Origin of the sequence: Kribbella sp. NPDC000426 (assembly GCF_040300265.1) — a bacterium.
Classification (GTDB): domain Bacteria; phylum Actinomycetota; class Actinomycetes; order Propionibacteriales; family Kribbellaceae; genus Kribbella.
Genome location: NZ_JBEPDK010000001.1, coordinates 1,307,753 through 1,329,824 on the forward strand (window position 1 = coordinate 1,307,753; position 22,072 = coordinate 1,329,824).

The 22,072-nt window shown below is 69.5% G+C and carries 19 protein-coding genes; 14 read left to right on the top strand and 5 right to left on the bottom strand.

Annotated features, from left to right (window positions below; all coding sequences use genetic code 11):
- Nucleotides 1–24 precede the first annotated feature (24 nt).
- The 9 genes from ABT313_RS06360 to ABT313_RS06400 all read left to right on the top strand — a co-directional run bounded on the left by ABT313_RS06360 (nucleotide 25) and on the right by ABT313_RS06400 (nucleotide 11,517).
- Nucleotides 25–1,461, top strand: a complete 1,437-nt coding sequence (locus ABT313_RS06360) for an amidase (RefSeq protein ID WP_350849298.1) — start codon at nucleotides 25–27, stop codon at nucleotides 1,459–1,461.
- Nucleotides 1,452–2,453 (top strand): Gfo/Idh/MocA family protein, encoded by a 1,002-nt coding sequence (locus tag ABT313_RS06365; protein WP_350849300.1) that lies wholly within the window; start codon nucleotides 1,452–1,454, stop codon nucleotides 2,451–2,453. The genes ABT313_RS06360 and ABT313_RS06365 overlap by 10 nt, the downstream gene beginning before the upstream one ends.
- Before the next feature lie 8 nt (nucleotides 2,454–2,461).
- Entirely contained in the window at nucleotides 2,462–3,859 is a 1,398-nt protein-coding gene (locus ABT313_RS06370) for an alpha,alpha-trehalose-phosphate synthase (UDP-forming) (protein ID WP_350849857.1), read from the top strand.
- A complete protein-coding gene (locus tag ABT313_RS06375; protein WP_350849302.1) occupies nucleotides 3,846–5,267 on the top strand; it encodes an FGGY family carbohydrate kinase in 1,422 nt (473 codons plus the stop codon). Before ABT313_RS06370 ends, ABT313_RS06375 begins: the two co-directional genes overlap by 14 nt.
- A 79-nt stretch (nucleotides 5,268–5,346) precedes the next feature.
- Nucleotides 5,347–6,654 (top strand): sensor histidine kinase, encoded by a 1,308-nt coding sequence (locus tag ABT313_RS06380; RefSeq protein ID WP_350849304.1) that lies wholly within the window; start codon nucleotides 5,347–5,349, stop codon nucleotides 6,652–6,654.
- Nucleotides 6,557–7,237 (top strand): response regulator transcription factor, encoded by a 681-nt coding sequence (locus ABT313_RS06385; protein WP_350849306.1) that lies wholly within the window; start codon nucleotides 6,557–6,559, stop codon nucleotides 7,235–7,237. The genes ABT313_RS06380 and ABT313_RS06385 overlap by 98 nt, the downstream gene beginning before the upstream one ends.
- Nucleotides 7,238–7,318: 81 nt before the next feature.
- Nucleotides 7,319–9,514, top strand: coding sequence for an MMPL family transporter (locus ABT313_RS06390; protein WP_350849308.1), 2,196 nt, complete (start codon nucleotides 7,319–7,321; stop codon nucleotides 9,512–9,514).
- Nucleotides 9,515–9,618: 104 nt separating this feature from the next.
- Nucleotides 9,619–10,041 carry an aspartate 1-decarboxylase gene (gene panD, locus ABT313_RS06395; RefSeq protein WP_350849859.1) on the top strand — a complete coding sequence of 141 codons (423 nt, stop codon included), beginning with the start codon at nucleotides 9,619–9,621 and terminating at the stop codon, nucleotides 10,039–10,041.
- Nucleotides 10,042–10,059: 18 nt separating this feature from the next.
- Nucleotides 10,060–11,517, top strand: a complete 1,458-nt coding sequence (locus ABT313_RS06400; protein WP_350849309.1) for an aminopeptidase P family protein — start codon at nucleotides 10,060–10,062, stop codon at nucleotides 11,515–11,517.
- On the opposite strand, the gene ABT313_RS06405 is transcribed toward ABT313_RS06400, so the two are convergent.
- Both ABT313_RS06405 and ABT313_RS06410 read right to left on the bottom strand, forming a co-directional pair.
- Nucleotides 11,518–12,096 (bottom strand): dihydrofolate reductase family protein, encoded by a 579-nt coding sequence (locus ABT313_RS06405; RefSeq protein ID WP_350849311.1) that lies wholly within the window; start codon nucleotides 12,094–12,096, stop codon nucleotides 11,518–11,520. It abuts the gene before it with no gap.
- An 82-nt stretch (nucleotides 12,097–12,178) separates the two neighbouring features.
- Entirely contained in the window at nucleotides 12,179–14,848 is a 2,670-nt protein-coding gene (locus ABT313_RS06410; protein WP_350849313.1) for an ATP-binding protein, read from the bottom strand.
- 129 nt (nucleotides 14,849–14,977) lie between these two features.
- On the opposite strand from ABT313_RS06410, the gene ABT313_RS06415 reads away from it, so the two are divergent.
- Together ABT313_RS06415 and ABT313_RS06420 are read left to right on the top strand one after the other, a co-directional pair.
- Complete coding sequence (locus tag ABT313_RS06415) at nucleotides 14,978–15,379, top strand: DoxX family protein (RefSeq protein ID WP_350849315.1); 402 nt, start codon at nucleotides 14,978–14,980, stop codon at nucleotides 15,377–15,379.
- On the top strand, nucleotides 15,376–16,689 hold the full coding sequence (locus ABT313_RS06420; protein ID WP_350849317.1) for an FAD-binding oxidoreductase: 1,314 nt from the start codon (nucleotides 15,376–15,378) through the stop codon (nucleotides 16,687–16,689). Before ABT313_RS06415 ends, ABT313_RS06420 begins: the two co-directional genes overlap by 4 nt.
- A 46-nt stretch (nucleotides 16,690–16,735) precedes the next feature.
- Here the strand turns inward: ABT313_RS06420 and ABT313_RS06425 are convergent, their stop codons facing one another.
- Nucleotides 16,736–18,679: a M13 family metallopeptidase gene (locus ABT313_RS06425; protein ID WP_350849319.1), complete on the bottom strand. Its 1,944-nt coding sequence runs from the start codon at nucleotides 18,677–18,679 to the stop codon at nucleotides 16,736–16,738.
- Between the two features lie 133 nt (nucleotides 18,680–18,812).
- Between ABT313_RS06425 and ABT313_RS06430 the strand changes: the two genes are divergently transcribed.
- A complete protein-coding gene (locus tag ABT313_RS06430; protein ID WP_350849321.1) occupies nucleotides 18,813–19,748 on the top strand; it encodes an SMP-30/gluconolactonase/LRE family protein in 936 nt (311 codons plus the stop codon).
- A 28-nt stretch (nucleotides 19,749–19,776) separates the two neighbouring features.
- Nucleotides 19,777–19,953 (top strand): hypothetical protein, encoded by a 177-nt coding sequence (locus tag ABT313_RS06435; RefSeq protein ID WP_350849322.1) that lies wholly within the window; start codon nucleotides 19,777–19,779, stop codon nucleotides 19,951–19,953.
- Nucleotides 19,954–19,964: 11 nt separating this feature from the next.
- Here the strand turns inward: ABT313_RS06435 and ABT313_RS06440 are convergent, their stop codons facing one another.
- Both ABT313_RS06440 and ABT313_RS06445 read right to left on the bottom strand, forming a co-directional pair.
- Nucleotides 19,965–20,258 (bottom strand): HU family DNA-binding protein, encoded by a 294-nt coding sequence (locus ABT313_RS06440; protein ID WP_137252664.1) that lies wholly within the window; start codon nucleotides 20,256–20,258, stop codon nucleotides 19,965–19,967.
- An 83-nt stretch (nucleotides 20,259–20,341) separates the two neighbouring features.
- Entirely contained in the window at nucleotides 20,342–21,127 is a 786-nt protein-coding gene (locus ABT313_RS06445; RefSeq protein WP_350849324.1) for a phytanoyl-CoA dioxygenase family protein, read from the bottom strand.
- A 204-nt stretch (nucleotides 21,128–21,331) separates the two neighbouring features.
- On the opposite strand from ABT313_RS06445, the gene ABT313_RS06450 reads away from it, so the two are divergent.
- Nucleotides 21,332–22,003: a helix-turn-helix domain-containing protein gene (locus ABT313_RS06450; RefSeq protein WP_350849861.1), complete on the top strand. Its 672-nt coding sequence runs from the start codon at nucleotides 21,332–21,334 to the stop codon at nucleotides 22,001–22,003.
- Nucleotides 22,004–22,072 lie beyond the last annotated feature (69 nt).

The following is a 22,072-nucleotide window of genomic DNA, read 5'->3' on the forward strand; positions in this document are numbered from 1 at the left end:
ACCAACTCTGGCAGGATCTTTGACGTGAGCTCAACTTCTTCCGACTGGGGCGGTGGGGCGGGGAAGGAATTCAAGTCAGCGGCGCTGGTGGACGAGCTGCAGGCCAGGATTCGTGAGGTGGACCCGCTGGTCAACGCCATCTGCACGCCCAACCCCGCCGCTCTCACCGAAGCCGCCCGCCTCGACACCGAGCGTGACAACGGGCACGTGCGCGGCCCGCTGCACGGCGTACCGGTCCTGGTCAAGGACAACATCGACACCGCGGACCTGCCGACCACGGCCGGTTCGCTGGCGCTGGCCGACCAGCCCCCGCCACCCGACGACGCCCCGCTGGTACGCCGGCTCCGCGACGCCGGCTGCGTGATCCTCGGCAAGACCAACCTCAGCGAATGGGCCAACTTCCGCGGCGCCGCGTCCTCCTCCGGCTGGAGCGCGTACGGCGGTCTGACCCGCAACCCGCACGCCCTGAACCGCTCCGCCGGCGGCTCCTCGTCCGGCTCCGGCGCTGCCGTGGCCGCCGGGCTCGCGGACTACGCGATCGGCACCGAGACCAACGGCTCGATCGTCTGCCCGGCCGCTCTGAACGGCATCGTCGGCCTCAAGCCCACCGTCGGGCTGATCCCGCAGCAGGGCATCGTCCCGATCTCGCACTCGCAGGACACCGCCGGTCCGATGACCAGGACCGTCACCCAGGCGGCCGCGCTGCTGTCCGTCCTGACCGGCAACCAGACGGACTACACCGAGCACTGCCGGGGCACAGACCTCAGCAACATGCGGATCGGCGTACCGCGTGGGCCGCTGTGGGGCTATTCCACGGGACTCGACCAGGCCACCGAACACGCGCTGGAGATCCTCAGCAGCTGCGGAGCCACCCTGGTCGACCACCTGTCCCTGCCGACGCCAGGTGGCGACGAGGACCAGCTGCAGGTCCTGTCTCACGAGCTGAAGGTCGACCTGGCGGCGTACCTGGCCACACGGGTCCCTGGCGGTCCGCGGACGCTGGACGATCTGATTGCTTTCAACAAGGAGCATGCGGACGTAGAGCTGCAGTGGTTCGGTCAGGAGCTGTTCGAGCGGGCCGCGACCACGGAGGGCCTCAGCTCCCCGGTGTACGTCGCTGCGCGCCTCACCGCGCTCCGCGCCGGGCGGGACGGGATCGACGACCTGCTCCGCGACAACCAGCTCGACGCGCTGGTCAGTCCGTCGTACTCACCCGCCTGGGCGATCGACCTGGTGAACGGCGACCACGTGCTCGGCGGCTCGTCCTCGCACGCCGCTCTGGCCGGCTATCCGCTGCTGTCGATACCGTCCGGGATGGTCTCCGGACTGCCGGTAGGGATCACGTTCAGCGGTACGGCGCGGAGTGAGGTCACGCTCATTCGCTTGGCTCACGCGTTCGAAACCGCGAGAATCGCAGCAGACGGACCGTTCCCGACCCCGGAGTTAACCCAGTGGGTATAGATCGCGTCAGGTGGGGCATCGTTGCTACTGGCAACATCTCGACCCAGTTCACCCACGATCTGGGCCTGCTCACCGACGACGCCGTCGCCACCGCGGTCGCGTCCAGGTCCCAGGACAGCGCGGACCGGTTCGCCGCCGAGTTCGGTATACCGAACGCCTACGACGACTACCGCAAGCTGATCGATTCCGGTGACGTCGACGTCATCTACATCGGTACGCCGCACCCGCAGCACTACGCGATCGCCCGGACCGCGCTGCAGGCCGGCGTCGCCGTACTGTGCGAGAAGCCGGTCACGCTGACGGCCAAGCAGGCGCGGGATCTGATCGCCGTCGCGGCTGAGCACAAGACCCTGTTCGCCGAGGCGATGTGGATGCGGACGAACCCGGTCGTCCAGGCGGTCTTCGAGGATCTGGCCGCCGGTGTGATCGGTGAACCACAGCAGGTCGTTGCGGACTTCGCCTTCTACAAGCCCTCGCTGCCGTCGCGGCTGCTCGACCCCGCGCTCGGCGGTGGTTCGCTGATGGACGGCGGCATCTACCCGATGACCTTCGCCTACATGGCGCTGGGCCGCCCGGCCGAGATCAAGGCCGTCGGCTCGCTGAACGACGACGGCGTGGACCTGAACGTCGCCATGGCCTGGCGGTACGACTCCGGCGCGGTCGCCGCACTCACCTGCGGCCTGCGCTCGCAGAACCCGTGGGTCGCCTCGATCAGCGGCCCGGAAGGCAGTTTGCAGCTGCCACACCGCTTCCACCACCCCGAGTACTACGTGCGTACGACTGCTTCCGGAGCGGAGCGGATCGACGTGCCGACGCATGGGCGTGGGTACCACTACGAGGCAGGCGCAGTGATGGAAGCGCTGCGTGCGGGGGCCCTCGAAGTACCGGCGTTGCCTCATGCCGCCACCCTCGAGATTCTCGACCTGCTCGACGAGACCCGGAGCCAGATCGGGGTCCGTTACCCCGGTGACGACGACGACCTGAGTGGATGACGCTGAAGATGCCGAACGGTAGGAGTTCCTTCGTAGTGGTGGCCAACCGGCTGCCGGTCGACCGGATCGAGATGCCCGACGGCAGTACGGCGTGGCGGCGCAGCCCAGGCGGACTGGTCACCGCACTCGCACCGGTCATGCAGAGCCACCACGGCGCGTGGATCGGCTGGACCGGCAGCCCGGACGAGAAGGTCGACCCGTTCGACAACGACGGTATGCACCTGGTCCCGGTAATGCTGTCGGCCGAGGACGTGCAGCTGTACTACGAGGGCTTCTCCAACGCGACGCTCTGGCCGCTGTACCACGACGTGATCGTGGCGCCGGAGTTCCACCGCGAGTGGTGGGAGTCGTACGTCGCGGTGAACCGCCGGTTCGCGGAGGCCGCCGCGGACGCCGCCGACGACAATGCCGACGTCTGGGTGCACGACTACCAGCTGCAGCTGGTCCCGGCGATGCTGCGCCGGATGCGTCCCGACGTACGGATCGGGTTCTTCCTGCACATCCCGTTCCCGCCGACCGAGCTGTTCGCGCAGATGCCGTGGCGCCGGCAGATCCTCGACGGGCTGATGGGTGCGGACCTGGTCGGTTTCCAAAGACCCGGCGCTGCCTCGAACTTCGCCCGCCTGGCCCGCAACCGGATGGGCCTGCGGACCCGCGGCGACCGCATCCACCTGCCGGACGACCGGATCGTCCGGGCCAAGGCCTTCCCGATCTCGATCGACGTCAACGAGCTGGAGAACCTGGCCCGTCAGCCCGAGACCACGGCCCGCGCGGCCGAGATGCGGCAGGAGGTCGGCAACCCGACGCACATCCTGCTCGGTGTCGACCGGCTCGACTACACCAAGGGCATCCGGCAACGGCTGCGCGCGTTCGGCGAACTCTTGGACGAGAAGCGGATCTCGGTCGACGACGCGGTGTTCATCCAGGTGGCGACGCCGTCGCGCGAGCGGGTGGAGCAGTACCGCGTACTGCGGGACGAGATCGAGCTGCTGGTCGGCCGGATCAACGGCGAGCACGGCCGGATCGGCACGCCGGCGATCAACTACCTGCACACGTCGTACTCACGGACCGAGATGGCGGCGCTGTTCCGGGCCGCCGACGTCGCCGTGGTGACCCCGCTGCGGGACGGTATGAACCTGGTCGCGAAGGAGTACGTCTCGACCCGGTACGACGACACCGGCGCGCTGGTGCTGAGCGAGTTCGCCGGCGCCGCGGACGAGTTCCGGCAGGCTTTCCTGGTGAACCCGCACGACATCAACGGGATGAAGGACACGATCGTCGACGCGATGAACACCGACGACCGCCAGCTCGGCCGCCGGATGAAGGCGATGCGCAAGCATCTGGCCGCACACGACGTGAACGTCTGGGCGCAGAGTTTCCTCAAGGCCCTCCATGCCGAAGACTGACGGTCGTCTCCTGGCCCTGGATCTGGGGACGTCGTCGGCGCGCGCACTGGTCTTGTCCGAGGACGACGCGTCGCCGATCGCCGGTGCGCTGGCCCGGCACAAGATCGCACCGGCGTACGGCTCGGACGGCTCCGCGACCCTCGACTTGCACGAGTACATCGAGGGCCTGCTCGGCTGCCTGGACGAACTGCAGCAGAACGGGCATCTCGAGCACATCGGCGCGATCGTGCTGTCCTCGCAGTGGCACTCGATCGTTGCCCTCGACAACAAGGGCGGCGCGCTGACGCCGGTGATCACCTGGGCCGACACGCGCTCGGTCGACCTGGAACCGTCGGTTGACGAGCGTGCCTTCCACGCCCGCACCGGCGCCTGGCTGCATCGGCTGTACTGGACCCGCCGGATCCCGTGGCTGCTGTCGACCGCCTCCCCGGCGGAGTTCGCCGGGCTGCCCGATCTGGTGCTGGAGCGGTTGACCGGCGAGCGGGTGACGTCGGTGTCGATCGCGTCCGGCACGGGGACGCTCGACCTGGCGACCGGCATGTACGACGACGAGGCGCTCGAGATCGCCGGCGTACGCGCGGACCGGTTGCCGTCGATCGTGCCGACCGGGTGGACCGGGTCGTTGTCCGCGGAGTACGCACGCCGCTGGCCGGGGCTGGTCGGCGTACCTGTGCATCCGCCGACTGGTGACGGGGCTGCGTCGAATGTGGGAACGGGCGGGTACGACGCTGGGACCGCTGCTGTGACGGTGGGTACGTCGGCCGCCGTCCGCGTCGTGCATCCGATCGACGACGCGCCTGAGCTGCCGTGGGAGCTGTGGCGGTACCGGGTCGACGACAAGCGCGCGGTGACCGGTATGGCGTTCTCCGCGGCCGGGAACCTGCACGCGTGGCTGACCGGCGTACTGCAGCTGGAAGCCGACGAGCTGGCGGGCGTGGAGATCGGGGCGTCGCGGGCGATCGCGATCCCGTTCATGGCCGGCACCAGGCCGCCGGCGACGGTGCCGAGCGGGTCCGGGGTGTTCTTCGGGTTGTCGTTCGACGACACTGCGGCGGATCTGCTCGCCGCGTCGCTGCAGGGCGCGTCGCTGGAGGTCGACCGCGGGTTGCGCATGCTCGACTCGCTGTTCGGGCGGCAGCTGGACGTCGTACTGGGCGGCGGCGGCATCGACGCGTCCGAGTGGTGGCGGCGCTGCCTGACCGCGACGTTCGCGCGTCCGACGACGGTCTGCGCCGAAGCGGAGGTCGGTGCGCGCGGCGCGGCTGCGGTGGCGCTCGGGCTGTCTCCGTTGCCGGGTGGCGAGCACCTGACCCCGGTCGCCGCCGAGGTCTCCCGGGTGGCGGCTATGCGTCCGCGGTACGAGGCGCTGCGGGAGCTCGCCGTACAAGCCTCGAAGCTGCCGGCCTGAGTCGTACCGCGTTCGCAGTACTGCGGGGATACGGCCTCAGGACGACATCAACTCCGGAACGAACACGTACTGTGAAGAGATGGAACGGCTCATCGGGTTCTGCCGTGGTCTCGGGCGATACCGGTTGGCGCTGGACCTTGCCCTTGCCGCCGGCCTGCTGCTGATCAACCTGACGGTTCCCGGCGGGGAACACGTCGGTGAGCGGATCCAGCTCAACCAGACGGCGGTGGTGCTGGCCGTCATCGGTGCCGTCGCGCTCGTCTTCCGCCGGGGCGCGCCGATGCTGGTGCTGGCGATCACCACCGGCGTCGCGACCGCTTACGTGATCGCCGAGCAGGCGAAGAGCCCGATCGTCGCGTACATGGGGGTCGCGGTCTACACCGTCGTCCTGCACCGCGACCGCGCGACCCGCTCGATCGCGGTCATCGCCACGGCCCTGATCACGCTGATTGCCGAGGCGCTGTTCGTCGGCGGGGAGGTCCTCGACAATCTCGGCCTGACCTTCTTCGTGCTGTTCTCGGGCGCGATCGGCGAGGCCGTGCGATACCGGCGCGCATACCTGCAGGAGCTGGAGGAACGGGCCCTCCGCGCGGAACGTTCGCGGGACGAGGAGGCGCAGCGGCGCGTGATCGAGGAGCGGTTGCGCATCGCGCACGAGCTCCACGACGTCATCGCCCACCACATCGCGCTGATGAATGTGCAGTCCGGCGTGGCTGCGCACGTACTGCGGACACAGCCGGACGAGGCCGAACGAGCGCTGGCGCTGGTCCGCTCCGGCGGTCGCACCGTGCTGCAGGAGCTCACGGTCCTACTGGGCGTGCTCCGCCGCTCCGGCTCTCCCCTGCCGACCGCGCCCGCGCCGTCCCTGCACGAGCTGGGCACTCTGATCGACTCGTTCGCCGCTGCGGGCGTGGAGGTCGACTGGGTCGCTCCGGAGTCCGTCGGCGACCTCCCGGACGTCATCGAGCTGACTGCGTACCGCATCGTTCAGGAGTCGCTCACCAATGTCCTGAAGCACGCACCTGGCGTCCCGGCCCACGTCCGCCTGACCCGGACCCCGACCGCCCTCACCATCACCGTCCGCAACCCGGCCAACGGCGCGATCGCGAGCGCCGTAGGCGGCCGGCTCGCCCGGAACAGCCTCGGCCCGGACCAGCCCCGTGGCGGGCACGGGTTGGTCGGGATGCGCGAGCGAGTTGCCGCCGTCGGTGGCAGTTTGACGACGGGTCCGGAGCCGGGTGGCGGGTTCGGCGTACATGCTGTTCTTCCTCTCGAGACGGGAGTTGTGGGTGACGATCCGGGTACTGCTGGCCGACGACCAGACGCTGATCCGCAGCGGGTTCCGGGTGCTGGTGAACTCAGCACCCGATTTGGAGGTCGTTGCTGAGGCCGCGAACGGGCGGGAGGCGGTCGAGCTCGCGCGGTCCGAGCGGGCCGACGTGGTGCTGATGGACATCCGGATGCCCGAGGTGGACGGTCTCGCGGCGACCCGGCTGATCACCGCGGACGAGGCGCTGGCCGGGGTGAAGGTGCTGATCCTGACCACGTTCGAGGTCGACGAGTACGTGTTCGACGCGATCCGCGCCGGTGCCAGCGGCTTCCTCGGCAAGAGCGTCGAGCCGGCCGAGCTGATCGACGCGATCCGCGTGGTCGCCCGCGGCGACGCGCTGCTCTCCCCGAAGGCGGTCCGAGGCCTCATCAACCGTTTCCTGGCCGAGCCCTCCCCCGGCAACCCGATCGGCCCGACGGTCCTCGACGTACTCACCGAGCGCGAGCGCGAGATCGTCGGCCTGGTCGCCCTCGGCCTGTCCAACGACGAGATCGCCGTACGGCTCGTCCTGTCCCCGTCGACCGCGAAGACCCACGTGAACCGCGCGATGGTGAAGCTCGACTGTCGCGACCGCGCCCAGCTCGTGGTGCTCGCCTACCAGACCGGCCTGGTCCGGCCCGGCGTACCGCAGGCGCAGTAGCCCGTACGGCGAACGCAGTACCGCGAGAAGCCCGCGACCGGCAGACGCGAGTGACCAAGCGCGGCCGGAAGCATCGGCTGCATGGCTACCTACCTGTACCGGCTGGGCCGGTTCGCGTTCCGCCGTCGCCGGCTGGTGGTTCTGGTGTGGCTGGGGCTCCTGGCCGCCGGTATCGCCGGTGCGGCCGCCCTGTCCGGCCCGACGGCCAACGGCTTCTCGATCCCAGGCACCGAGTCGCAGCGAGCGGCGGACCTGCTCCAGGACCGGTTCCCGCAGGCCGGCGCCGACAGCGCGACCGCCCGGATCGTCTTCCAGGCGCCGCCCGGCCAGAAGCTGACCGACGCCGCGAACACCGCGCAGGTACGGCAGACCCTCGGCCGGATCGACCACGCGCCACAGGTCGCCCGGGTCACGGATCCCTTCACCGCAAGGGCAATCTCCGCCGACGGCCGGACCGGCTACGCCCAGGTGACGTACGACGTCACGGCGCAGGAGGTCACCCCCGAGGCGCAGGAGGCAGTCGCCGGCGCAGTGGAACCGCCGCGCGCAGCCGGGCTCACGGTCCAGTACGGCGGCGACGCCATGCAGCCACAGGACAGTCAGAGCCTGACCGAGGTGATCGGGATCGGAGTGGCTGCCGTCGTCCTGCTGATCACCTTCGGCTCGCTGATCGCGGCCGGCTTACCGTTGCTGTCAGCAATCATCGGGGTGGGTATCGGGGTGACCGCGATCTCGGCCGCCAGCGGGTTCATCGACATCGGCTCGGGTACGCCGATCCTCGCGCTGATGATCGGACTCGCCGTGTCGATCGACTACTCGCTCTTCATCATGTCGCGGTACCGGCACGAGCTCAGCACCGGGCTGGAACCGGACGAGGCGGCCGGTCGCGCGGTCGGCACGGCCGGCTCCGCGGTGGTGTTCGCCGGACTGACCGTGGTGATCGCGCTGGCCGGGCTGTTCGTTGTCGACATCCCGTTCCTGACCCAGATGGGCCTGGCCGCCGCCTTCACCGTCGTACTCGCGGTCGCGATCGCGCTGACCCTGCTGCCCGCGCTGCTGGGATTCGCCGGACGCCGTGTGCTCGGCGGCCGGATCCCGGGTCTGCGGGCCGGCGATCCGGAGGCGGCCGGACGGGTCTCGGCCGGACGTCGCTGGGGCCGCTTGGTCACCCGCCGACCGGTGGCGGTGCTGCTGGTGACGGTGATCGGTCTCGGCGCGCTGGCGCTCCCTGCGACCGATCTCGAACTCGGGCTGCCCGACGACAGCACCGCGGCACCCGATTCCACCCAGCGCAAGGCGTACGAGCTGCTCTCCGAGGGCTTCGGCGCCGGATTCAACGGCCCGCTGATGGTGGTCGTCGACGCCGGCGCGTCCGCCGATCCTGCTGCCGCGGCGGCGGCAACGGCGACCGCCGTACGCGGGCTGGCGGATGTGACGCTGGTGACACCGCCGACCTTCAACCCGGCTGGGAACACGGCCCTGCTGACGGTGATTCCCGCGACCGGTCCGAGCGCGACGCAGACGCACGACCTGGTCAAGGCGATCCGGGCGCTGCCCGACACAGGCGGCGCCGAGGTATCCGTCACGGGCGCTACTGCGGTCAACATCGACATCTCGGACAAGCTCGGCAGTGCGCTGGTGCCGTACCTGTCGCTGATCATCGGGCTGGCGTTCCTGCTGCTGATGCTGGTGTTCCGGTCGGTGCTCGTGCCGTTGAAGGCGACCCTCGGGTTCCTGCTGACCGTCGCGGCGACGTTCGGCGCGGTGGTCGCCGTGTTCCAGTGGGGCCGGCTGGCCGGGTTGTTCGGGATCGAGGGGCAGACCGGTCCGGTCATCAGCATGCTGCCGATCTTCCTGATCGGCGTGGTGTTCGGGCTCGCGATGGACTACCAGATCTTCCTGGTCACCCGGATGCGGGAGGAACACGTCCACGGCAGTACGCCGCGAGCAGCTGTCGTCGACGGGTTCACCCACGGCGCCCGGGTCGTGACGGCGGCGGCCGTGATCATGACGGCGGTCTTCTCCGGCTTCATCCTGTCCGGCCAGACGCTGATCCGGGAGATGGGTTTCGGCCTCGCGCTCGCGGTCGCGATCGACGCCTTCGTCGTCCGGATGACGATCGTCCCGGCCGTGATGGCTCTCCTCGGCCGCCGCGCCTGGTACCTCCCGCACTGGCTCGACCGCCTGCTCCCGAACGTCGACATCGAGGGCGAGACCCTCCGCCGTCGCCTCCCGCCCGCTCCCGACCCGCGCGAGCCCGAACTCGCCTCCCGCTGACGCCTCCTTTCCGGAACATAACTGCCATCACGCGCCAGTTATGTTCCGGAAAGCCGTGACGGCGGCCACTGACAGCAGGCCGCGAGGACCGGATCATGGCGGCCATGTGGCGCGAGATGATGAAGTCGAAGGTGCACCGGGCGACGGTGACGCAGGCGGACCTGCACTATGTCGGATCGTGCACGCTCGACGCGGACCTGATGGACGCGGCGGATCTGCTGCCCGGCGAGAAGGTCGACATCGTCGACATCACCAACGGGCAGCGGTTGTCGACGTACCTGATCGAGGGGCCGCGCGGGTCCGGGGTGGTCGGGATCAACGGCGCCGCGGCGCACCTGATCCATCCCGGTGATCTGGTCATCCTGATCGCCTACGGGATGTTCGACACCGCCGAGGCGAAGGTCTTCGAGCCGAGCGTAGTCTTCGTGGACGAGCACAATGCGATCACTCGCATCGGCTCCGACCCCGCCGAGGCGCTGCCCGACAGCGGCACGTTCCGCGGCGACCAACTGCACACCCCGCGTTGAGACGAGGACTGGTCGAGGATGACCGAGAACACCGCTGACACAGCTGATACCGCTGATACTGCTGCCCCGAAGACCGCTTCGCACGACAACGAGCCCAGCCAGAAGCTGCGCGCGTTCATGAACTCGGGGTGGGCCGACTCGGAGCGGCACGACCTCGCGCTCAGCGACGTCGGCGTATGGGCGGCGAAGCGGCGGGACGCGTTGTCGCAGGCGTTCCCCGGCGAGCGCCTGGTCATCCCGGCCGGCACGTACAAGGTTCGCTCGAACGACACCGACTACGTCTTCCGCCCGCACACCGACTACGTGTGGCTGACCGGCAACCAGACCTCCGACGCCGTCCTCGTGCTGGAGCCGAACGGCACCAGCGGCCACGACTCGGTGCTGTACTTCCGTCCCCGCGCCGACCGCGCGCAGGGCGAGGAGTTCTGGCGCGACCGGATGTACGGCGAGCTCTGGGCCGGCCGGCGTCCTTCGCTGACCGAGACGGCCAAGGAGTTCGGCGTCGAGACGCGCCACGTCGACCAGCTCGCCGACGCGCTCAAGGGCGACGTACCGACCCGCGTACGCCGGGACGAGGACGAGTCGATCGCGTCCCTGCTGAGCGGCGCGCGCACCGACGACCTGAAGGACAACGAGCTCGCCGCGACGCTGTCGGAGCTGCGGCTGGTCAAGGACGCGCACGAGCTCGAGCAGCTCCGGGACGCGGTCGCGATCACCCACCGCGGGTTCTCCGACGTACTCGCCGAGATGGACAAGGTCCGGCAGTACGGCGAACGCTGGATCGAGGGCACGTTCTGGCGCCGGGCACGGGCCGAGGGCAACGATGTCGGCTACACGTCGATCGCCGCAGCCGGGCCGCACGCGACCACCCTGCACTGGATCGAGAACGACGGCCCGGTCAACGACGGCACGCTGATGCTGCTCGACATGGGTGTGGAGAACCGGCAGCTGTACACCGCCGACATCACCCGCACGCTGCCCGTCAGCGGCGAGTTCACGCCGCGCCAGCGCGACCTCTACCAGCTGGTGCTGGACGCGCAGAATGCTGGGATCGCGGCGCTCAAGCCGGGTGCGGCGTTCCGCTCCGGGCACGAGGCGGCGATGGAGGTCATCGTGCACGGCCTGGACGCGATGGAGCTGCTGCCGGTCTCGGCCGAGGAGGCCCTTGACCCGGAGAGCCGCCTGTACCAGCGCTACACGCTGCACGGCGTCAGTCACATGCTCGGGCTCGACGTCCACGACTGCGCCGCCGCCCGCAACGAGACCTACCGCAAGGGCACGGTCGAGCCGGGCTATGTCCTCACCGTGGAGCCCGGCCTGTACTTCCAGTCCGACGACCTCACCGTCCCCGAGGACCTTCGCGGCATCGGCATCCGCATCGAGGACGACGTCCTGATCACCGCCGACGGCAACGAGAACCTGTCCGACGCCATGCCCCGCACCGTCGAGGGCCTGCAGAACTGGATGGCTTCCTGACTAGCGGATCACCTCGAAGCGCAGGTGGGTGACGCCGCTGCCGGCCTCGACCACGCGGTCGCGGGTCAGGTTCACCGGCGTCCCACCGAGCAGGTCGAACAGGCGGACCCCGTTGCCGAGCAACACCGGCACCAGGTGCACCTGGATCTCGTCGAGGAGCCCCGCGGCCAGCGCTTGCTGCGCCGCGGTGGCTCCGTGGATGCCGACCGTACGGTCGCCCGCGACAGCTTTCGCTTGCGCGACAGCGCTTCCGATGCCGTCGGTGACGAAGGTGAAGACCTTCGGCGCGTCGGCCGGCGGCTGGTGGGTCAGGACGAAGCACGGCACGTCACCGGCCGGACCGCCGTCACCCCAGCCGCCCTCCCCGACACAGATGTCGTACGAACGCCGTCCCATCAGAATCGCTCCGGCACCGTCCACCATCTCCTGCAGGACCGCCCGGTCGGCGGGCGTCGCCGCCGGTCCCAGCCAGTCGTGCAGGACCTCGCCGCCCTCGCCGAGCGGGTACTCGCGGCTGTCGTTCGGGCCGGTGACGAAACCGTCCAGTGACATCGACATGGCCGACGCGACGTTTCCCATGATTCCTCCAGAGCTCGAGTGGACTTGTCCCAAGCCTGGGTTCCGGAGGTCCGGTGCGGCATCCGTGGTGACCACGGATCCACTACGGAACGTCCACCTGCAGCGCCGCTAGTTCGGCGCGCGCCTCGGCGATGTGGTCCGGGTGCAGGGCGAGAGTGCTGGCGCACTCGAAGCGGGCACCGATGCGTTCGAAGGCGTCGGCGGCCGGCAGCAGAGCGTCGAGGTCGCCCGTCGACCGGGCGACAGCCCGAGCCAAACATGCCGCGGCCCAGTCGTTCTCGGCAGCCTCCGCCGCCGCCGCGGCGAGGAACTCGGATGCATCGGGCAGACCCGCAACCACCGCCAGTTCCGCCGCGGCGGAACGCGCGTACGGCGCCCACCAGCGCTCGGAAAACTCCGCAAACGCCCGCCGCACGACCCCCACCGCACCCTCGCCGCCCCCACGCTGTACAGCGACTCGGGCATGGGCGAAGGTGTATGGCGCGGCCAGCCAGGGGGCGTCGTTGACGTTCGTGCACCGGGCGACCTCGAGCGCACGTGACTGCCAGAGGTCGAACAGGCCGTCGTCGCGCAGGCCGTGCACCATCGCGGCGGCGGACAGGGCGGAGGCCATCCACTCGATCGGCGGCGAGCCCGCGCCTTGCCAGCGATCCCAGAGTGCGTCGGCGTGCTCCAGGCAGGCGTCGAACTGCCCGGTGAGCGCGTAGATCCGGATCATCCGCGGCAGCGAGATGTACGGATGATCGCCGACCGGATCGTCCGGCGCACCCACGGCCGCGAGCGCCGCTCGCAGGTCACCCACCGCGGTCGCCGTGGTCGGCGCGACATGGAAAGCGTCGACGATCTCGGCCGCGGCGTACGGCTCATGCCGAGGCAGCGGGCCCACCAGCCGCATCCGCTCCACGGCGTACGAGCGTGCGTCCCGCAGCCGTCCCGCGTTCCCGGCGGCGACTGTCAGCGCATCGAGCGCACCCGCGATCAGCACCGGATCACCGGTGCGCCGGGCCGCAGCGACGGCCTCCTGGGCGAGCTCCGGATCAGCCCCGATCCGCCGTCCGCCGTGCTCCCAGGCCTTGGCTGTCGCGAGCAACGCGGTCACTTGTGAGTCGCCAGGCCGCGCGCTGGCCACCGCTTGCTGGAGCAGCTCTCGACTGCGCTCCTTGGACAGGTCGTACAACGACCCGGTGGGATACCGGTTCGCGGCGATCACGGCCAGGGCCAGCATCGTCGCCCGAACGTTGCCATCAGCAACTGCTCGGTCCGCCGCGTCCAGCAGCAGCTGGACCCCGGTCTCCGCGTCGGAGATCGCGAGCGTGGCATCGGCCGCCGACCGCAGATCCAGCGCGGCGGCCACACCGTCCGGCGCACACTCCGCTGCCGCTCGATAGTGGCCGATCGACTCCCGAAACTCCCGCCGGGCAAACCCAAGATGCCCCAACGCCCGCGCCAACCGATGCGCCACCGGGCCGGGCGTCGCGGGTGTCGCGGCGAGCGCGGCGCGGAGGTCGCCGGCCACTTCGTCGTACGGCAGTTGCCAGTTGGCGTCGTCGAGGCGGTTCTCCAGCGCGGCGGCGGTGTCGGCGGCCCAGCGCAGCAACCGGGTCTGCGCAGTAGCCAGTTCGTCGTCGGTCAGCTGGTCGCGGGCGAATTCGCGGATCGTCTCGAGCAGGCGCCAGCGCGAGCCTCGGCGTACGGCGAGGCTCTTGTCGGTCAGGCGCCCGAGCAGGTCTGCTATCTCGCCCCGGGCGAGCTCGGGGCTGGTCGCGCTGGCCGCGTCCAGGTCGAAGCCGCCGACGTAGATGGAGAGGCGCCGGAACAGCAATCGCTCCTGGTCGTCCAGTAGCTCGTGGCTCCAGCCGATCACCGCGGCCAGCGACCGATGCCGCGCGTCCACACCACGCCCACCCGCCAGTACGCGGAGTCTGTCGTTGAGTGCAGCTTGCAGACCGTCGGTTCCGAGCGAGCCGATCCGGGCCGCGGCGAGTTCGATGGCCAGCGGCATGCCGTCCAGCCGCGCGCAGATGTCCGTGAGGTCGTCGGGCGATGCCGTGAAAGTCGGCTCGACGGCGCGCGCCCGGTCGGCGAACAGCTCGGTCGCCGCGTCCAACGGCGGGAGCAATACGGTCACTTCCGCAGGTACGCCGAGCCGCTCGCGGCTGGTCGCGAGAATCGTCACCTCGGGGCAGGTGCGGAGCAGTTGTTCCGCGAGTCCGGCGGCCTCGTCGACCAGGTGCTCGCAGTTGTCCAGGACGAGCAGCCAGCGACCTTGCTGCAGGTGCTCGATCAGAACCTGTTCGAGGCTCTGTGGAGGACGTTCGGTGAGTCCGAGCGCCGTTGCCACTGTGCGCGTCACCAGTCCGTCCCGAACCGGAACCAGGTCAACGAACGCGCCACCGGCTCCGACCTCGGCCGCCACGACAGCTGCCAGCCGCGTCTTGCCCATGCCACCGGGGCCGAGCAGGGTCACCAGGCGGGACTGCCCGAGCGCCGTGCGGACCGCCGTCGTCTCGGTGGAGCGCCCGACGAAGCTGGTCCGACCGGCGGGCAGCCCGCTCATCCCGGGGTTGCGGCGTGACCCGGCCAGGTCGGCGAGCTCGCGGCGGTCGGCGACGCCGTACTTGCGGAGCAGTGACGACACGTGACTCTCGACCGTGCGGACAGAGATGTGCATTGCCCGCGCGATCTGCGCGTTCGACCGGTGGCCGGCCAGCGCCTCCAGCACCTCGGCCTCTCGCGCAGACACCTCGTTCACGCGCTCCATCATGACCGATCCACGGACCGTCCCGTGGGCGGTCCGTGGTGGATCCGTGGTTGGCACGGATGTGGGTTGTGGGTCGGCGACGGGAGGGTCGTCGTACCAGAACGACTCTTGGAGGTAGCGATGAGTACAGCGACGACAACGACGCGCAGGGTTCGGCCGGGTGTTGTGGTGCTGTGGGTGACGCAGGTGGTGCTGGCGTGGATGTGCGTGATGGCCAGCCTGCCGAAACTGACCGGGGACCCGGTCATGGTCGAGCTCTTCGACACGGTCGGCGCCGGTCAGTGGCTGCGCTACGCGGTTGGTGCGCTCGAACTCGCCGGAGCGATCGGACTGCTGGTACCGCGGCTGTGCGGCCTCGCCGCGCTCGGGCTGACGATGCTTCTCGTCGGTGCGACGGTCACCAACATCGCGCTGGGTGCGTCGCCGGCGATTCCGGTCGGCTACCTGCTCGTCGCGGCCGTGATCGCCTGGTTCCGGCGGGACTCGATCCTGGCGGCGACTCGACGGCTGGTCCGGCGATGACGATCGCGGCCTTCGACGGACTCCTGACCCGGCCGGGGGATACGGACTACGACTCCGGCCGGGCGGTCTGGAACGCCATGGTCGATCGCCGGCCCGCCTTGATCGCGCGCTGTGCGAGTACGGCGGACGTGGTCGCGGCACTGCGCTACGGCCGAGGGGCCGGGCTGCCGATCGGCGTTCGCGGCGGCGGACACAGCTTCCTCGGGCTCCCGGTGGTGGAGGACGGCCTGCTGATCGACCTGTCCGCGATGGGCTCGGTGCAGGTCGACCCGGTACGCCGCCAGGCCCGGGTCGGCGGCGGCGCGTTGCTCGGCGCACTCGACGTCGCCGCCCAGCGGTACGGGCTCGCGACCACGGCCGGCAACGTCTCGCACACCGGCGTCGGCGGGCTTACTCTCGGCGGCGGGGTCGGCTGGCTGGCTCGCGCGCACGGGCTGACGTGCGACAACGTCACGTCGTACGAGCTGGTCACCGCGGACGGCGCCGTACTGCGGGTCAGCGCGACCGAGCACCCGGACCTCTTCTGGGCGCTGCGCGGTGGGGGCGGGAGCTTCGGTGTCGTCACCGCGTTCGAGTTCCAGCTGCATCCGGTCGGGACGGAAGCGTTGACGGTCGAGCTGTTCTACGACCTGGACGAAGCAAGTACGGCGCTCCGCGGCTGGCGGGACCTGTTCGCGGACGCGCCACGGCAGGCCACGCCGGTGGCGCGGATCGGCCGACGGGACGAGTACGGCGGGCGCCTGATCGCGAGTATCGGGTACGTGTGGGTCGGTGATGCCGAGGAGGGACGGCGGCTGGTCCCGTCGTACCAAGGGATCGGCACACCGATCGGTCGCCGGATAACGGAGCTCAGCTACCTGGACCTGCAGACCCAGTCCGACGACGACGAACGCCATGCCCTCCGTCGGTACTGCAAGGGCCACTACCTGCGGTCCCTACCGGACGCCGCCATCGACGCATTCCTTGCCTCGGACAACAATCCGGGAGCACGGTTGACGCTGTGCGGCGGCGCTGTCGGCGACGTGCCGGACGCCGACACGGCGTACAGCCATCGTGATGCGCTCGTCGAGTTCACCACCGGCGACGACTGGAGCGACCCCGCCGAGGACGAGGCCCGCATCGCCGCGGCCCGGACCTACTCCGCGGGACTCGAGCCCTACACGAGTGGGAGCTACGTCAACACGATCGCCGACGAGGATCCCAGCGCCGTGCACCGCGCCTACTCCGCGGAGAAGCTCACGCGCCTGCACCAGATCAAGGACACCTACGACCCGGACAACGTCTTCGCTCAGACCGCTTTGCACCGCTGATCCCCAGCCGGCCGGACCTCGAACGGGCCGGCCGGCGGGGACGCAGTCACCAGATCCGGACGCGTTCGTCCGGGGCCAGCCACATGCCGTCGCCTTCTTGCACGTCGTACGTGGTGTGGAAGGCGTCGATGTTCTTCACGACCGCGTTGCAGCGGAACTCCGGCGGGGAGTGCGGGTCGATGGTCAACCGGCGCGCGGCTTCCTCCGGTCGGGTCTTCGTGGCCCACGCATGTGCCCAGGCGGCGAAGAACCGCTCGCTGCCGTCCTCGTCGGGCTCGGCGCCGTCCCGGGACAGTTCGTAGGCCACGTAGGCGATCGACAGGCCGCCCAGGTCGCCGATGTTCTCGCCGAGGGTGAGCTTGCCGTTGACCTTCTGGCCGGGCGTCTCGGCCGGCTCAAGGGCGTCGTACTGCGCGACGAGCTTGTCGGTGCGCTGCTCGAAGGCGGCGCGGTCCTCGTCGGTCCACCAGTCGTTGAGGTTGCCGTCGCCGTCGTACCGCGAGCCCTGGTCGTCGAAGCCGTGGCCGATCTCGTGGCCGATCACGGCGCCGATCGCGCCGTAGTTGGTCGCGTCGTCGGCGTCGAGGTCGAAGAACGGCGGCTGCAGGATGCCGGCCGGGAAGACGATCTCGTTCATCCGCGGGTTGTAGTACGCGTTGACCGTCTGCGGCGTCATCTTCCACTCGTTGCGGTCGACCGGCTGGCCGAGCTTGGCCAGGTCCCGCGCGGTCTCCACCGCGACCGAACGGCGCACGTTGCCGAACAGGTCGGCCGGGTCGACGTCGAGGGCCGAGTAGTCCTTCCACTCGTCCGGATACCCGATCTTCGGCACGAAGGCGCTCAGCTTGTCGAGCGCCCGCTGCCGGGTCTCCGGGCCCATCCAGTCCAGCGCCTCGATCCGCTGCCGGTACGCGGCGACCAGGTTCTGCACCAGGTCGACCATGCGGGCCTTCGCGGTCGGCGGGAAGTGCTCAGCGACGTACAGCTTGCCGAGACCCTCGCCCAACGCCTGCTCGACCGCGCCGACGCCGCGCTTCCAGCGCTCGCGCAGCTCGGGCGCACCGGTCAGGGTCCTGCCGTAGAACGCGAAGTTCTCGTCGACGAACGCCTGGCTCAGCAGCGGCGCCGCGCTGTGCACGATCCGCCAGCTCAGCCACTCCTTCCACCGGTCCAGCTCGACCTCCTGCAGCGCGGCCGCGGCGGCGGTGAGGAAGTCCGGCTCGCGCACGACGACCTGTGCGAACGCCTCCTCCGGCACACCTGCCCCGGCCAGCCACGTAGACCAGTCGAAGCCGGGCGTGAGCTCCTCGAGCCCGGCCCGGTCGAGCTTGTTGTAGGTCAGCTGCACGTCCCGGTCCTTCACCCGGTCCCAGTGACCGTCGGCGATCCGGGTCTCCAGCTCGAGGATCCGCTCCGCCGACCCTGCCGGGTCGGGCAGTCCGGCCAGCTCGAGCAGCTTCGCCACGTGCGCGACGTACGCCGCACGGATCTCGGCGAAGTTGTCGTCGTGGTAGTACGACTCGTCGGGCAGGCTGAGGCCGCCCTGGGTCAGATGGACGATGTTCTCGTCGGACTTCTTGGCATCGGCGTCGACCCAGTAGTGGAAGACGCCGGGCACACCCTGCAGCTCGAGCTGCCCGAGGACCGAGACCAGGCCGGCCAGGTCCTTGGCGTCGCGGACCAGCGCGAGCTGGTCGGCGATCGGCTCGGCGCCCAGCCGCTCGATCGTCTCGGTGTCCATGAAGCTCGTGTAGAGGTCGGCGATCTTCCGCGGCTCGCTGCCGTCCGGGTGGCCGGCCGCGGCGGTCTTCTCGACGATCGCCCGGACGTCCTGCTCGGCGGTGTCCCACAGCGCGTGGAACGCACCGTGGATCGCCTTGTCCGCGGGAATCTCGTGCTCAGCCAGCCACGTCCCGTTGACGAACCGGTACAGGTCGTCCTGCGGCCGCACCGCGCCGGCCGGCCCCGAGCTGTCGATTCCTGCTGTCATCCCTGACCCCTTCGTCCCAGATCTAGTTGCTGCCAGCGAACATACCCGGTTCGCGATCAGGCCGGTCTGAACTATCCACAGGAGCCAACCGTTCTCCCAGGTAAAGAACACGGATCAGGGAGGACCCCGCCACATGGCACACCTCTTCCGTCGCCTCACCACGCTGCTCATCGCGCCCGTCGTAGTGCTCGGGCTCGTGAGTACCCCGGCAGCGACCGCTGCTCCAACGACCCCCTTCCCCACCCGGATCGAGCTGCCCGACGGCTTCCAGCCCGAAGGGATCGCGATCGCGCGCGGTACGGCGTACTTCGGCTCGCGCGCCGACGGGGACATCTACGCCGCCGACCTGCGGACCGGACGCGGCAAGGTCATCAGCCAAGGCCCGGGCACCGGTTCACTCGGGATGAAGGTGGACCGCTTCGGCCGGCTGTTCGTCGCCGGCGCCGCCGGAGGCAACGGGCGGGTGATCGATACCCGCACCGGCAAGGTCCTGGCCAGCTACACGTTCACCACCGCGACACCGACGTTCGTGAACGACGTCATCCTCGGCAAGGACGCGGCGTACTTCACCGACTCGCAGCAGCCCGTCTTCTACAAGGTGTCGCTGCACCGGCTGAACGCGAAGCCCCAGATCGTTCCGCTCAGCGGCGACTACCAGCACCTGCCCGGCATCAACGCCAACGGCATCTCGCTCACGCCGGACGGCCGCGCGCTGATCATGGTGCAGTCGTCGACCGGCTTCCTGCTCCGGGTGGACCCGCGCACCGGCGTGGCCCGGCGGATCGACATCGGCGACGCCCTGATGACCAACGGCGACGGCCTCCTGCTGATCGGCCGCACGCTGTACGTCGTCCAGAACCGCTCGAACCAGATCTCGGTCCTCACGCTGAACAAGTCCGGCACCAAGGGCACACTGGTCGACCAGATCTCCAGTGCGGACTTCGACGTACCGACGACGGTCGCCGCGTTCGGCAACCGCCTCTACCTGCCCAACGCGCGCTTCAGCACGCCGCCGACTCCGACCACGCCGTACTGGGTGACTGCGGTGAGGCGTTCCCACGCGCGATAGATCGTCCTACCTTGATCAGGGAGGCACCATGAACAAACGCACCGTCACAGCTGTCGTCGGGCTGGCGGCACTCCTGCTCGGCGGGCTGACCACGTCGGCCGCAGCGGCTGCTACGCCGCCGGCGTCAGGTCCTACCGTCGTCAAGCACTCGGTCGACGACGGTCACTGCGACCAGATCCGTTTCCTCACGCCGTCCGCGCAGTAACCGGCAGCAGCTCAGCTCGCAGTGCGGAGGTTGCCTCGGGCCGCGGCCTTGAGGCGGCTTCCGCACGACAGGCGCACGGAGTACCCGGCCGGGATCGACAACGGCTCACCGGTCTGCGGATTGCGGCCCGTGCGCGGCGCCCGCAGCACGCGCTCGATGCTGAGCAGGCCGGTCAGCGACACCTTGTCGCCGCGCTGCACGGCCTCGGTGACGACGTCACCGAGGGCGTCGAGGACCTTCTCGGCCTGGTTCCGCGGGATGCCCGCCTTGTGTGCCACGCCGGCGATCAGTTCATTCCGGTTCACGGCTCTCCTCAGACTCGGTTCGACTTCCGAGCGGCACCTTAACCGAAATGATTGTCGTTAGCGAGAAGGTATCCGGATATCGGTCAGAGGCCGTCGCGGTCGTGCCAGTGGTTCTGCCAGCGGGCGTCGATGGCGTCATCGGCGAGCTGGTACCGGATGTCTGTCGACAACCGTAGCTCGGTCGACACGTTGTCCAAGGCGGCGTGCACCGTGTGCGCGGTGTGGACGACCACGTCGCCGGCCGCGTAGTCGGTCACCAGCCAGTTGGCGTCGTACTCCGTGGCCAGGGCGGGTAGGTCCGCAGTGATGGATGCTGCCGGCCGCTTGAGCCTTCCCGCGGCCTCCTCCTCGAGCACTCGGTGGTGGCTGCCCTGCAGGTAGGTCAGTCCGCCGCGGCTGACCGGGCAGTCGCCCAATGGGATCCACGCGGACAACACCTGGTCAGTGCCGTCGCGCAGGTACACGAGGTCGTAGTGCGCCTGCGTCGCCGTACCGATGCCGTTCTCGCCCGGCGACGTCTGGCGGATGATCTTCCGGCGGTGCAGGAACGACTCACCGCCGAGGAACCACTCGAACCAGCCCTTCAACGCCGGCTGCGCGCAGAACGCGGCGTACTCCGGCCCGGGCACGATCTCCTCGAACAGGACCTTCCGGTACGACGCCCTGTCCGTCGCAGCGCCCGTCAGCCCGAAGTAGTACTCGCGGAACTCACGTACTACCGCAGGGTCGAGCAACCCGGTCAGGAACAGATACCCGTCCCGCTGCAACCGGGACCGCAACCGCACCCGATCACCACGCTCGTCGGCGGGCACTGCGACCAGTTGTCCCAGCCGCTCCTCGTCCAGCACGTATCCGTTAGACGTCAGCACCTGTCCATTTCACCCGCGGCCCGGCGAGTAGCGGAATGGACAACAGGGAGGAGCTTCTTGGACTCTTGTGACGTGGCAGACTGGTCGATCTACCTGACTCCAGGGGCTATTGAGCGCCAACTTGGACTCTTCTCCCTGGGCAGCGGCGAGCAAACACACGGCTCGGAGAACACGAGAGAACGCGCCCTCGGCTGCCACGCCCTCGTGTGGCTCAAGGAGGGCCGCGGTCAGCTGCTACACGGACCTGACCGTCAGCTGCATGAGGTCAGAGCGCCCGCGATGCTGTGGCTCTTTCCTGGCGTACTGCACGGCTACCGGCCGATAACGAGGTGGCGGCAGGCCTGGACGCTGTTCAGCGGCTCTGCGGTCGAAGCACTCACAACACTCGGCCACCTGGACGTCAGCCGACCAGTCCGCCGCTTCGCTGACCCCCGTCCAGTCGACCGTGCCTTCAGCCGGCTGCTGCGCGTCAGCACACAGCACAACCCGGTGCAGCTCACAGGTGCTCTCTACGACCTGATCGCCGCAGCTGCGACCACTACTGGTGATGACGTGGCCGCACAGCTCGCCGAGCTCGCCAGTACGCCGATGAGCGTTCAGGACTACGCCAGTGAGCTCGGTCTCAGTGTGAAGGAGCTGCGCGACGCAGTACGGCGTACGACAGGCTCAACCCCACATGAACTGGTCCTGACCACAAGACTCAGCAATGCAAAGGTTTTGCTCGCCGAGGAGGACCTGCCCGTCGCAGCGGTCGCGCAGCGGGTCGGGTACGACGATCCGGCGTACTTCACCCGCTTGTTCACCGCCAGGGTTGGGATGTCGCCGGGCGCGTTCCGGCGATCTGGTTCGCTCTCGGGCCCGATTTCCTCCCTTTGACGGAGGCGGGACCTACTTTCCGACGTGTAAAACCATTCAGTGGGGTGACGTGTTCGGGGGCCGGACACC